The 12,232-nt window shown below is 44.9% G+C and carries 16 protein-coding genes; 5 read left to right on the plus strand and 11 right to left on the minus strand.

The annotated features are described in order from the left end of the window. The first annotated feature begins 152 nt into the window (after positions 1 to 152). Entirely contained in the window at positions 153 to 2,114 is a 1,962-nt protein-coding gene (gene cpdB, locus EX191_RS14460) for a 2',3'-cyclic-nucleotide 2'-phosphodiesterase (protein ID WP_193447953.1), read from the plus strand. Between the two features lie 97 nt (positions 2,115 to 2,211). Further along, positions 2,212 to 2,790, plus strand: a complete 579-nt coding sequence (locus EX191_RS14465) for a Crp/Fnr family transcriptional regulator (protein ID WP_012841168.1) — start codon at positions 2,212 to 2,214, stop codon at positions 2,788 to 2,790. A 43-nt stretch (positions 2,791 to 2,833) separates the two neighbouring features. Here the strand turns inward: EX191_RS14465 and dbpA are convergent, their stop codons facing one another. Beyond that, the gene (gene dbpA, locus EX191_RS14470; protein ID WP_047009023.1) at positions 2,834 to 4,213 is read right to left on the minus strand and encodes an ATP-dependent RNA helicase DbpA; all 1,380 of its coding nucleotides are present in this window, start codon (positions 4,211 to 4,213) and stop codon (positions 2,834 to 2,836) included. A 142-nt stretch (positions 4,214 to 4,355) separates the two neighbouring features. Here dbpA and EX191_RS14475 point away from each other — a divergent pair, with 142 nt between their 5' ends. Beyond that, positions 4,356 to 4,817 (plus strand): GNAT family N-acetyltransferase, encoded by a 462-nt coding sequence (locus EX191_RS14475; protein WP_048626712.1) that lies wholly within the window; start codon positions 4,356 to 4,358, stop codon positions 4,815 to 4,817. Positions 4,818 to 4,902: 85 nt separating this feature from the next. On the opposite strand, the gene EX191_RS14480 is transcribed toward EX191_RS14475, so the two are convergent. Next, the gene (locus tag EX191_RS14480; RefSeq protein WP_046874056.1) at positions 4,903 to 5,499 is read right to left on the minus strand and encodes a LysM-like peptidoglycan-binding domain-containing protein; all 597 of its coding nucleotides are present in this window, start codon (positions 5,497 to 5,499) and stop codon (positions 4,903 to 4,905) included. A gap of 232 nt (positions 5,500 to 5,731) precedes the next feature. Between EX191_RS14480 and EX191_RS14485 the strand changes: the two genes are divergently transcribed. Then, positions 5,732 to 6,352, plus strand: coding sequence for a BamJ family beta-barrel-assembly machinery protein (locus EX191_RS14485; RefSeq protein ID WP_005392370.1), 621 nt, complete (start codon positions 5,732 to 5,734; stop codon positions 6,350 to 6,352). A 153-nt stretch (positions 6,353 to 6,505) separates the two neighbouring features. Continuing rightward, complete coding sequence (locus tag EX191_RS14490) at positions 6,506 to 6,985, plus strand: DUF2780 domain-containing protein (RefSeq protein ID WP_109168735.1); 480 nt, start codon at positions 6,506 to 6,508, stop codon at positions 6,983 to 6,985. Between the two features lie 135 nt (positions 6,986 to 7,120). Here the strand turns inward: EX191_RS14490 and rplQ are convergent, their stop codons facing one another. From rplQ to rpmD, 9 genes are all read right to left on the minus strand, one after another. After that, positions 7,121 to 7,501, minus strand: a complete 381-nt coding sequence (gene rplQ / locus EX191_RS14495) for a 50S ribosomal protein L17 (protein WP_005383141.1) — start codon at positions 7,499 to 7,501, stop codon at positions 7,121 to 7,123. Between the two features lie 26 nt (positions 7,502 to 7,527). Then, positions 7,528 to 8,520 (minus strand): DNA-directed RNA polymerase subunit alpha, encoded by a 993-nt coding sequence (locus EX191_RS14500; protein ID WP_005383143.1) that lies wholly within the window; start codon positions 8,518 to 8,520, stop codon positions 7,528 to 7,530. Positions 8,521 to 8,544: 24 nt separating this feature from the next. Then, entirely contained in the window at positions 8,545 to 9,165 is a 621-nt protein-coding gene (gene rpsD / locus EX191_RS14505) for a 30S ribosomal protein S4 (protein ID WP_005383146.1), read from the minus strand. 27 nt (positions 9,166 to 9,192) lie between these two features. Beyond that, a complete protein-coding gene (rpsK, locus tag EX191_RS14510) occupies positions 9,193 to 9,582 on the minus strand; it encodes a 30S ribosomal protein S11 (RefSeq protein WP_001118870.1) in 390 nt (129 codons plus the stop codon). A gap of 18 nt (positions 9,583 to 9,600) precedes the next feature. Beyond that, positions 9,601 to 9,957 carry a 30S ribosomal protein S13 gene (gene rpsM / locus EX191_RS14515; protein WP_005383154.1) on the minus strand — a complete coding sequence of 119 codons (357 nt, stop codon included), beginning with the start codon at positions 9,955 to 9,957 and terminating at the stop codon, positions 9,601 to 9,603. Positions 9,958 to 10,106: 149 nt separating this feature from the next. After that, on the minus strand, positions 10,107 to 10,220 hold the full coding sequence (gene rpmJ, locus EX191_RS14520) for a 50S ribosomal protein L36 (protein WP_000868186.1): 114 nt from the start codon (positions 10,218 to 10,220) through the stop codon (positions 10,107 to 10,109). 38 nt (positions 10,221 to 10,258) lie between these two features. Next, on the minus strand, positions 10,259 to 11,593 hold the full coding sequence (gene secY, locus EX191_RS14525; RefSeq protein WP_005379562.1) for a preprotein translocase subunit SecY: 1,335 nt from the start codon (positions 11,591 to 11,593) through the stop codon (positions 10,259 to 10,261). 20 nt (positions 11,594 to 11,613) lie between these two features. Then, the gene (gene rplO / locus EX191_RS14530) at positions 11,614 to 12,048 is read right to left on the minus strand and encodes a 50S ribosomal protein L15 (RefSeq protein WP_005383155.1); all 435 of its coding nucleotides are present in this window, start codon (positions 12,046 to 12,048) and stop codon (positions 11,614 to 11,616) included. A 5-nt stretch (positions 12,049 to 12,053) separates the two neighbouring features. Next, positions 12,054 to 12,230 (minus strand): 50S ribosomal protein L30, encoded by a 177-nt coding sequence (rpmD, locus tag EX191_RS14535; protein WP_005379565.1) that lies wholly within the window; start codon positions 12,228 to 12,230, stop codon positions 12,054 to 12,056. Positions 12,231 to 12,232: the final 2 nt, after the last annotated feature.

Here is a 12,232-nt window from a genome sequence, read left to right on the forward strand (position 1 = left end):
ATTCAAAAGCGTGAAAAAGTCGGCGGTTAATATGAATAAGGTTCAGTAAACTGATTTATGTTCACAGTTTTCTGTATCTTTATCATTAAGTTGCACCAGCGTTTGATACATTACGCGTACGATTCCCCCTTCCCATTGAATTGGAGCACCAAATGAAAGTGGCAGTTCACCCTATTTCCCTCGCAGTGTTAAGTGGCATGCTAACGCTTGCGGGCCCTGCGATGGCCGATACCATCAAGCTTCGTATCATCGAAACCACCGACATTCACACCAACGTGATGGATTACGATTACTACAAAGACCAACCATCACAGCAAATTGGTTTAAGTCGCGCTGCGACCATAGTGAAACAGGCTAAGTCCGAGGCAGAAAACACGGTATTAGTAGATAACGGCGATTTAATTCAGGGCAGCCCAATGGGCGATTATATGGCGGCGAAAGGGATTAACGCTGGCGATGTCCACCCAGTCTACAAGGCGATGAACCAACTAGACTACGATGTGGGCAACATTGGCAATCATGAGTTCAACTATGGCTTAGATTTCCTACAAAAGACGTTGAAGGGTGCAAACTTCCCTTACATCAACGCAAACGTATTTGATAAACAAACCGGTGAGCATTACTTCAAGCCTTACCTGATCAAAACCCACACCTTTAAAGACACAAACGGCGAAGCGCATCAAATAAAAGTGGGTTACATCGGCTTTGTACCACCACAAATTATGGTGTGGGATAAGAAGAACTTAGAAGGCAAAGTCTTTGCTAAAGACATTAAGGAAACTGCAAAGAAACTGATTCCTCAAATGAAGAAAGAAGGCGCAGACGTGATTGTGGCGATTCCACACTCGGGCATTTCTACTGATCCATACAAACTAGGCGCTGAAAACTCAGTTTACTACCTCACAGAAGTTGAAGGTATTGATGCCATTGCTTTTGGCCACTCTCACGCGGTCTTCCCAGGGAAAGACTTCGCAAACCTACCTGGTGTTGATACCGAGAGAGGGACCATCAATGGTGTGACGTCAGTGATGCCTGGTCGCTGGGGAAGTCATGTAGGTGTGATGGACTTGATGCTGAAAGAGGAAGACGGCAGATGGCAAGTAGTTGAAGGCCAAGCAGAAGCACGCCCTATCTTCGATAAAGTAAATAAGAAGTCATTAGCTAAAGCCGATGAAGGTATTGTGAAAGCGTTAGAAGAGGATCACAAAGGCACTCGTGAATTTGTAAACCAACCAATCGGCAAAGCAAATGATGTCATGTATAGCTTCTTGGCATTGGTGCAGGACGACCCAACCATTCAGATCGTTAACCTTGCTCAGAAAGATTACGTGGAACGCTTTATTCAAGGCGACCCAGATCTCGCTGACATTCCAGTATTGAGTGCCGCAGCACCATTTAAAGTCGGGGGGCGTAAGAACGATCCGAATAACTTTACAGAAGTCGAATCCGGTCAGCTCACCTTCCGTAATGCTGCCGATCTTTATTTATATCCCAACACCTTGGTCGCGATGAAAGTGAAAGGTAAAGAGGTTCGCGAATGGCTAGAGTGCAGCGCGGGTCAATTCAACCACATCGACATCAACAATCCTGAACCACAATCTTTGATTGATTGGGATAATTTCCGTACGTACAACTTCGATGTCATTGATGGGGTGAACTACCAGATCGATATCACCCAACCGCCCAAATACGATGCGAGCTGCAAAGTGATTAATCCAGATTCTCAGCGTATTGTGAATCTGACATTCAATGGTAAGCCAGTTGATCCAAAACAAGACTTCATCATCGCAACTAATAACTACCGTGCTTATAGCAATACCTTCCCTGGTACGGGCCCAGACTTTATTGCGTTTGACGCACCAGATGAAAACCGCTCTGTCGTCGCCGCTTATATTTCTCGCGTGAGTGAAGAAAAAGGTGAAGTGACACCAAGCGCTGACAACAACTGGTCTTTCGCACCGATTAAATCCGATAAAAAGCTAGATATTCGCTTCGAAACATCTCCTAGCGATAAAGCGGCGCAATTCATTAAAGATAAAGGTCAATACCCAATGAAACGTGTCGCGACTGACGACATTGGTTTCGCGATTTACCAAATCGATCTGAATAAGTAAGGCTGATTTGACAACAACGCTAAGCGGCTCTCATGAGCCGCTTTTTTGTTATCAATAAAACCCGTTAGAATAAAGAAAACCGTTTCTGAGTTATCACATGCACAGCGATCTTTTTTCAGACTTAGTCAATCATGGCTTCTTAGACACAGAAGCAAACCAACTTATCGAAAATGGTGAGTTACTCGAACTGCCTACGCGCCACATTCTTAACCACCAAGGAGAGTTTAGCTCGCACCTTTACTTCATTATTGAAGGGTTATGCCATGCAAGCTATCTCACTGAGCAGGGCAAAGAGTTCAGTAAAGAATTTTATTGGGAGAAAGACTGGGTTATCGGCTTTGAGAGCATAATTAAGAACCAACCTTCGCCTTACTTATTGGAAACGCTGAGCGCTTGTCAGCTATTTTGCTTACCAATTGAAACGCTGCATCAATGGCGAGCAGAAAAACACGCCATTTACTTAAAGCTACTCGAAAACCAACTGGTTAATAAAGAGAACAAAGAACGCTTTATGCTGCTCTACTCCCCAGAGGAACGATATCAACTATTTTGCGCCCATTACCCAGACTTAAAGCTACGTATTACCGATAGCCAAATAGCTGCTTATCTTGGGATCACGCCTATCAGTTTGAGCCGAATTAAAGCTCGCTTAACTAAAGATCACACATCCAAATAAACTCGAAAAAGAAAAGGCTCTTCAAACGAAGAGCCTTTCTATGCTATTTAAGAAGCCGCGCCCGGAACTGACGCCCTTTCATCTTGCCATTACTAATGGTTTGTAGGGCCTTTTTGGCAGCTGACTTCTCGACCGCAACGTAGGCGCGCATCGGGAACAGGTGAATCTTGCCAACTTGAGAGCCTGGGATACCATTTTTCCCCGTCAGACACCCTAAGATATCACCCGGTCGTACTTTCTGTTTCTTACCGCCATCAATGTTAATCGTCACCATCTTCGCTTGGTATGGCTGCTGATTTGATTTGGCAGGCAATGTTGCTGGTACCACGTCCATATCCAGGTATTCTTCAATACGAGCTACACGCAAACCGTCTTTCTCTCCAAAGAAGCTGAACGCCAAACCTTTACTACCCGCACGGCCTGTACGACCGATACGGTGTACATGAACCTCAGGATCGCGCGATAGCTCAAAGTTAAAGACTGCATCAAGGTTATCTACGTCCAAACCACGCGCCGCGACGTCTGTTGCGACAAGGATAGAAACACTCTTGTTAGCAAACTGCACCAATGCTTGATCGCGTTCACGCTGTTCTAAATCCCCATGGATATCGATAACGCTGAACCCTTTGCGATGCAACTCATCTGCGACACTTTGCACTTCTTTTTTGGTATTGCAAAAAACCACAGCGGACTCTGGTTGGTGAGTCAGTAGCAAGTTCGCCAACGCTTCATCACGCGCTTCCGAGCCTTCAACTTTATAGAAATGCTGAGCAATGCTTGAGGTATCGTGCGTCGATTCCACCTTAATCACTTCAGGCGTCTGCATGATACGCTGCGCAATTTGCTCAATTTTCTCTGGGAAAGTAGCACTGAAAAGTAGAGTTTGACGCTGCTTTGGCGCTGCATCAATAATCGCATCTAATGCGTCTTGGAAACCCATGTCCAACATGCGATCGGCTTCATCCAGCACCAAAGTATTCAGCTCGCTAAGGTTAATTCGGCCTTTCTCAAGGTGATCCAAAATACGGCCAGGTGTGCCGACTAAGATATGCGCGCCATGCTCCAGAGAACCAATTTGTGGCCCCATTGGCATCCCACCGCAGAGAGTAAGCACTTTAATATTATGAATGCCACGACCTAAAGTACGAATTTCCTTCGCGACTTGATCCGCAAGCTCACGAGTTGGACACAATACTAATGACTGGACACGAAAACGTTTGACGTTAAGGTTCGATAAAACACCCAAACCAAATGCAGCGGTTTTACCTGAGCCCGTTTTACCCTGCCCGATGACATCACGATGTTTTAGGATTGCAGGCAAACTCAAAGCTTGAATTGGCGTCATGTGGGTGTAGTTCAGGGAATCAAGTGTGGCGAGTAACGCTGGGTTTAGCCCGACTTGATCAAAAGTTTGTTTGCTCACGGGAATATCCTCAGGTGAGATGAAAAGAGGGCACATTATCACCAGATTTGGTGGGAAAACCAGTGATAATTAACCTTTGTTAATGAGTATGAGTACAAAACAAAGTAAAGTCAGTCACTCTACTCTCATGACGGATGACAACATGCTCACTTGGATTACTTTGCCCTTTGCTCAACTGACAACCACACAATTGTATACAATGATGAAATTACGTGTGGATGTATTCGTCGTTGAACAAACCTGCCCTTATCCTGAACTGGATGGCAAAGACACACTGGAAGGTGTTTATCATCTAATAGGTTACCACGGTGATGAACTTGTTGCTTGCGCACGATTGCTACCCGCTGGCACGACGTATGACAATGTGAGCATTGGTCGAGTCGTCACCAAACAAACTGCGCGTGGTGATGGTCTGGGACATAAGTTGCTGGAAGAGGCATTAACACAGTGTGAAATATTGTGGCCAGGACAGACGATTGATATAGGAGCTCAAGAGCATCTCATCCAGTTTTATGCGAGTCATGGATTCAAAGTTATATCTGATAGCTACCTAGAGGATGGTATTCCTCATGTGGATATGCGAAAAGAAGCCGTAGCGATATAACGCGTTCATTGCTAGGTTAACTAATTCAAAGATAGATAAACTAAAAAGACGCGATACCTTCGCGTCTTTAGTTCATTTGAAGCATCTACTTGTTGCGCCCAAAGGTCCCATCCGATAAGCGGAAAAACATGACGGACCGCCCGCTTTTTTCTAGTTGCAGCATATCCAACTCGCCTTCATCGCTAAGCTTAAAGCGAATCAATTGTCCTTGTTTAATTTGGCTCAGCGGCTTATCACTGCCTTCGATTTTTACTAGAGCGCTAAGATCCGCCATCGAGAGCTGATTACTTCTGAAAACCTGCGCTAACGTGTCGCCATTTTTAACCGTGTACTCTTTCCAGTCTTCGGATTTCGGCCCAGAATTCTGAGAGGTTCTTTGCTGGCTTAAACTCTGTGCATTCAGCTGAATCGCTACGCGCTGATGATCGACCTCAGCTTGCTCAACTGATTGTTCTGTTTTATTCGGCAAAGGAATAACAAGGAGTACCAGAATCAATGGAACTAAAACCATCAAAGCTCGTTGATGGAATTTCGGTAGTCGCAGCCAAAACTGCTTAACAGGCTGTATACGCTCCAACCATTGCTCTTTGTTGAACGGCTGCTTCCAGTCGATAGCAGCGAATTTTTGTTTAACCAATTCGACATAGTCGACTTGCTGCTTTTTCTTTCTGCGACGATTCATTTTAATGAGTCCCTTAATACTTCTACTGCCAGTATAAAAATACCGACGCGGAGAGTATATGTTTTTCACTAAACTAAAATGGAATTTGGATTAAATTAGCAGAAATTTCACTTGGAGTAAGAGATAAGTCACACCCTGGCCGCCTCAATTAAGCATTCAGTCGCAATCATTTAAACCTAAGCTCGAAACTGATATCCTGTTGCCTTTATCACTCCTAACAAGAGCGACATTCATGTCTGAAATTAAATTTGAAACTGCAGAACAAAAAGCAAGCTACGGCATTGGTCTGCAAATGGGTCAGCAACTTGCAGGTTCTGGTCTTGAAGGTCTTAGCGTTGATGCTATCGCAGCGGGTATTGCAACAGCACTAACTGGTGACATGCCATCAATCGAAATTGATGAAATCAACAAAGCACTACAAGAACTTCACACTCGTGCAGAAACCGCTCGCCAAGAAGCAGCGAAAATTGCAGCAGCAGAAGGCGAAGCGTTCCTAAAAGACAACGCACTACGCCCTGAAGTTAACGTTCTAGACTCTGGCCTTCAGTACGAAATCATTTCTGAAGGTACTGGTGCAGTTCCAACAGCAGAAAGCTCAGTTCGCGTTCACTACCACGGTGAGCTAACTGACGGTACTGTATTCGATAGCTCTGTATCTCGCGGTCAACCAGCTGAATTCCCTGTTACAGGCGTAATCAAAGGCTGGGTAGAAGCACTACAACTAATGCCTGTTGGTTCTAAGTGGAAACTATACGTACCACAAGACCTTGCGTACGGTGAGCGTGGCGCTGGTGCAGCTATCCCTCCATTCGCAGCACTAGTTTTCGAAGTAGAACTACTAGATATTCTTTAATTGAAACCATTTTCAATTATGATTTAATAAAACGGCGCATTAGCGCCGTTTTTTTGTCTAAACTGAATAGACTTTCTCACCTCTAAACCTTTCATTCTGATAGCCTTTAAAACAATAAAATCACGTTAAAAACGCTCAACCTTCGGAGGTACTATGCGTAAAATACTCCTGACTCTGGCACTCTTATCAATGAACATTGGTAGTGCACACGCATTCTTAGATTCCGTCACGCAAAAAAGTAAAGAAAGTGGCCTAATGGATATGGTAGGTAGTAGCCTGAACACTGAATCATCTCCATTAACAGACATGCTAACTAGCCAATTACCTGTATCTACAGAACAAGCGGCTGGAGGTAGTGGCGCACTACTCGCTTTGGCTCAAAGCCAGCTTTCACAAGAAAATAGCAGTGAATTACAGTCTTTGATTCCTGGGCTTTCAAACTTGCAAGGAGCACAAAGCTTACTGGGGAATATTGAGAATATCAGTGCAGTAAAAAGTGCATTCGATACGTTGGGTTTAGATCCCTCTATGATCAGTCAGTTTGCTCCAGTAATCTTGGATTACTTGAACAAGCAAGGCGCTAGCGAGGGACTTCTAAGTTCGTTAGGCGGGTTGTGGAATACTAGTAAATAAGCGCAAGTGATAATCACTTTTTAAATTGCCAGTCTGCATGGAGTAAAATAAATGCAGGCTGGATATAAAGATTTACTGAATCGCAGATACAAAAAAGCCGAGCTAACGCTCGGCTTTCTCGTTCTTACGAACTGATTACTCAGCAGCTTCTTCAGCAGCTGGGCGATCTACAAGCTCAATGTAAGCCATTGGAGCTTTATCACCAGCACGGAAGCCAGCTTTTAGGATACGAGTGTAACCGCCCTGACGAGCAGCAAAACGTGGACCTAGTTCGTTAAATAGTTTTGCAACTACTTCGTTGTCACGAGTACGTGCAAATGCTAGACGACGGTTAGCAACACTGTCAGTCTTAGCTAGTGTAATCAAAGGCTCAACTACGCGACGTAGCTCTTTTGCTTTTGGCAAAGTAGTCTTGATAACTTCATGACGTACTAGAGAGCTAGCCATGTTGCTGAACATCGCTTTGCGATGTGAGCTGTTGCGGTTGAGTTGACGACCACTCTTACGATGGCGCATGACCTAATCCTTCTAACTAGTATCGATTAATCTTCAGCGATTGATGCAGGTGGCCAGTTTTCTAGGCGCATGCCCAGAGACAGACCACGTGACGCAAGTACGTCTTTAATCTCAGTAAGAGATTTTTTACCAAGGTTAGGCGTTTTAAGTAGCTCAACCTCAGTACGTTGTACTAGATCACCGATGTAGTGAATCGCTTCTGCTTTCAGACAGTTAGCAGAGCGAACTGTTAGTTCAAGATCGTCTACAGGACGCAGTAGGATCGGATCGAATTCTGGCTTCTCTTCTTTCTCCTCAGGAACTCGTACATCACGAAGATCTACGAATGCATCCAATTGTTCAGCTAGGATTGTAGCTGCACGACGGATTGCTTCCTCAGGTTCTAGAGTACCGTTTGTTTCCATATCGATAACAAGCTTGTCTAGATCAGTGCGCTGTTCTACACGAGCTGCTTCTACAGCGTAGGCAATTTTGTCTACTGGGCTGTAAGTAGCATCTACTAGTAGGCGACCGATTGGACGCTCGTCTTCTTCGTTATGGATACGCGCAGAAGCTGGAACATAACCACGACCACGTTCTACTTTAATACGCATTGCGATTTCAGCGTTGTCATCCGTTAGGTGACAAATAACGTGTTCAGGGTTAGCGATCTCTACATCACCATCATGGGTGATGTCACCTGCAACCACAGGGCCCGAGCCTGATTTGTTCAAAGTAATGAACACTTCATCTTTGCCTTCAGCAACACGCACTGCCAAACCTTTAAGGTTTAGAAGGATTTCAAGAATATCTTCTTGTACACCTTCTTTAGTGCTGTACTCGTGAAGTACGCCTTCGATTTCTACTTCTGTCACTGCACAACCAGGCATAGAAGATAGAAGAATGCGGCGAAGTGCATTACCCAGAGTATGACCAAAGCCACGCTCTAATGGCTCAAGAGTTACTTTTGCGTGAGTCGAGCTGATTTGTTCGATGTCAACTAGACGTGGCTTAAGAAATTCTGTTACAGAACCCTGCATTGTGTCCTCTCTTTAGTTTAAACCTTACTTAGAGTAAAGCTCGACGATCAATTGTTCGTTGATGTCAGCTGATAGATCAGAACGCTCAGGCATACGCTTGAATGTACCTTCCATCTTGCCACCATCTACTTCAATCCAAGTTGGTTTTTCACGTTGTTCAGCAACTTCTAGAGCAGCTTTAATACGAGCTTGCTGTTTAGCTTTCTCGCGAATAGAAACAACGTCATTAGCCGCTACTTTGAAAGAAGGAACGTTTACAACTTTACCGTTTACTAGGATAGCTTTGTGGCTAACTAGCTGACGTGCTTCTGCGCGAGTTGCACCAAAGCCCATGCGGTAAACTACGTTATCAAGACGACCTTCAAGAAGCTGAAGTAGGTTTTCACCAGTGTTGCCTTTTAGGCGAGCAGCTTCTTTGTAGTAGTTACGGAATTGTTTTTCTAGAACGCCGTACATACGACGTACTTTTTGCTTCTCACGAAGCTGAACGCCATACTCAGATAGACGACCGCGACGAGCGCCGTGTACACCTGGTGCGTTATCAATTTTACACTTGGTATCGATCGCGCGAACACCAGACTTAAGGAATAAGTCAGTGCCTTCACGACGGCTAAGCTTCAGCTTAGGACCCAAATATCTTGCCATGATTCTTCTCCAATTGTCCTAGAAACGTTATACGCGACGTTTCTTAGGTGGACGACAACCGTTATGAGGGATTGGTGTAGCATCAACGATGTTTGTGATGCGGAAACCAGCGGCGTTTAGTGCACGAACAGTAGATTCGCGACCTGGACCAGGACCCTTAACCATAACTTCCAAGTTCTTTAGGCCGTATTCTTTAGCCATTTCAGCACAACGCTCAGCAGCAACCTGTGCAGCGAACGGAGTAGACTTACGAGAACCACGGAAACCAGAACCACCTGCAGTAGCCCATGCAAGAGCGTTACCTTGACGGTCAGTAATGGTTACGATTGTGTTATTGAAAGAAGCATGGATGTGCGCAACGCCATCTGCAACTTGCTTGCGTACGCGCTTACGAGCGCGAGTTGGTTGTTTAGCCATTGTACTCTACCTTCCCGATTATTTCTTGATCGGCTTACGCGGACCCTTACGGGTGCGAGCGTTGGTTTTAGTACGCTGTCCACGTAGTGGTAGACTGCGACGATGACGAAGACCACGGTAACAGCCAAGGTCCATAAGACGCTTGATGTTCATAGATACTTCACGACGTAGATCACCTTCTACAGTGTACTTAGCTACACCATCACGCAGTTGATCGATCTGCTCTTCAGTTAGTTCACTGATCTTAACATTTTCAGCAATACCCACTTCAGCTAGGATAGCTTGAGAGCGAGTTTTACCGATGCCGTAGATCGCTGTTAGAGCGATTACTGCATGTTTCTGATCAGGAATGTTAATGCCTGCTATACGGGCCATTATTCACTCCTAAGTGTTTCTATAAAAGAATTAGCCGCAGCAAAGCCCGTTATGGATACGCTGCGGAATACTACTTCTTTTGCACGCAAAAGGTAGGCCGAGGAATATACTCGACCCAACCTTCATTTTCAAGTAAAAATTTCTGCTAATTAGCCTTGGCGCTGTTTGTGCTTTGGCTCACTGCAAATCACGCGAACGACACCGTTACGCTTGATTACTTTACAGTTACGGCAGATTTTTTTAACGGAAGCACGAACTTTCATTGCTAAACTCCGTAAATGAAACTGAGTCTACCGCCGGATTAACGGCCGTAGCCTTTCAGATTCGCTTTCTTCAACACAGAATCATACTGTTGAGACATCAGATGAGTCTGTACCTGTGCCATAAAGTCCATAATTACAACAACTACGATTAGTAGCGATGTACCGCCGAAGTAGAAACGTACGTTCCACGCGACCATCATGAACTCGGGAATCAGACAGATAAAGGTAATGTATAGTGCACCAGCAAGGGTTAAACGTGTCATTACTTTATCAATGTATTTCGCTGTCTGCTCACCTGGGCGGATACCGGGTACGAATGCACCAGACTTCTTCAAGTTATCTGCTGTTTCACGCGGGTTGAAAACCAACGCCGTGTAGAAGAAACAGAAGAAGATAATTGCTGCTGCATAAAGCATTACATACAACGGTTGACCAGGGCTAAGAGCCAAAGACACGTCAGTTAACCAACCGAACGCGCTGCTCTCGCCGTTTTGACCAAACCACTGAGCCAATGTTCCTGGGAACAAGATAATGCTTGATGCAAAAATCGCTGGAATAACACCTGCCATGTTAATTTTAAGAGGCAGATGCGAGCTTTGTGCAGCAAATACTTTACGACCTTGTTGACGCTTCGCGTAGTTAACGACGATTCGGCGTTGACCACGTTCCATGAAAACAACGAAGTAAATGACTGCAAAAGCTAATACCGCGATTAGCAACAGAAGAAGTACATGCAATTCACCTTGACGCGCTTGCTCGATTGTTTGACCGATTGCAGAAGGCAATCCAGCAACAATACCTGCAAAAATCAGTATCGAAATACCGTTACCAATTCCTCGCTCTGTAATTTGTTCACCTAACCACATTAAGAACATGGTACCGGTTACTAAACTTACGGTAGCAATTAGCGTAAACATGGTTTGGTTGATAACAACCAGATTGTCGACCATGTTTGGTAGGCCAGTTGCAATACCTATAGCTTGGAAGGTTGCAAGTACAAGCGTGCCGTAGCGTGTGTATTGGCTGATCTTACGACGGCCTGCTTCACCCTCTTTTTTGAGTTCAGCTAACGCTGGATGAACTACAGTTAGCAATTGGACAACAATAGATGCCGAAATATACGGCATGATGCCCAATGCTAATATAGATGCACGCTCAAGAGCACCACCGGAGAACATGTTAAACATTTCAACGATGGTACCTTTTTGCTGTTCGAACAAATCGGCAAGTACAGCAGCGTCAATACCAGGAATCGGCACAAAGGAGCCGGCTCGGAATACTAAAAGTGCACCAATTACGAATAACAAGCGCGACTTTAGTTCACTTAAGCCGCTCTGAGCACTACGAAAATCTTGTCCTGGTTTCTTAGCCATCTGTACCTCGTTCCTCGAGATTATTCCTCGATTTTACCGCCTGCAGCTTCGATTGCAGCTTTAGCGCCTTTAGTCACACGTAGACCTTTCACAGTCACTGCTTTGTTGATTTCACCAGAAAGAACAACTTTTACAAATTCGATGTTCTTAGTGATGATGTTAGCAGCTTTAAGACTGTTTAGATCAACTACGTCACCAGAAACTTTCGCTAGCTCAGCTAGACGAACTTCAGCAGACACTAGGCTCTTACGAGAAGTGAAACCGAATTTTGGTAGACGTTGTTTCAGAGGCATCTGACCGCCTTCGAAACCTGGACGAACACTGCCGCCAGAACGTGATTTTTGACCTTTGTGACCACGGCCACCAGTTTTACCTAGGCCTGAACCGATACCACGACCTACTCGCTTCGCAGAAGTTTTCGCGCCAGCAGCCGGTGCTAGAGTATTCAAACGCATTCTGATTACTCCTCAACTTTAACCATGTAGTAAACCTTGTTGATCATACCGCGAATACACGGAGTATCTTCAAGTTCTACTGTGTGGTTGATTTTACGAAGACCTAGACCGCGCAAAGTAGCTTTGTGCTTTGGCAGACGACCAATTGAGCTTTTAGTTTGAGTTACTTTAATAGTTGCCATGG

The organism is Vibrio chemaguriensis, assembly GCF_012275705.1.
Lineage (GTDB): Bacteria > Pseudomonadota > Gammaproteobacteria > Enterobacterales > Vibrionaceae > Vibrio > Vibrio diabolicus.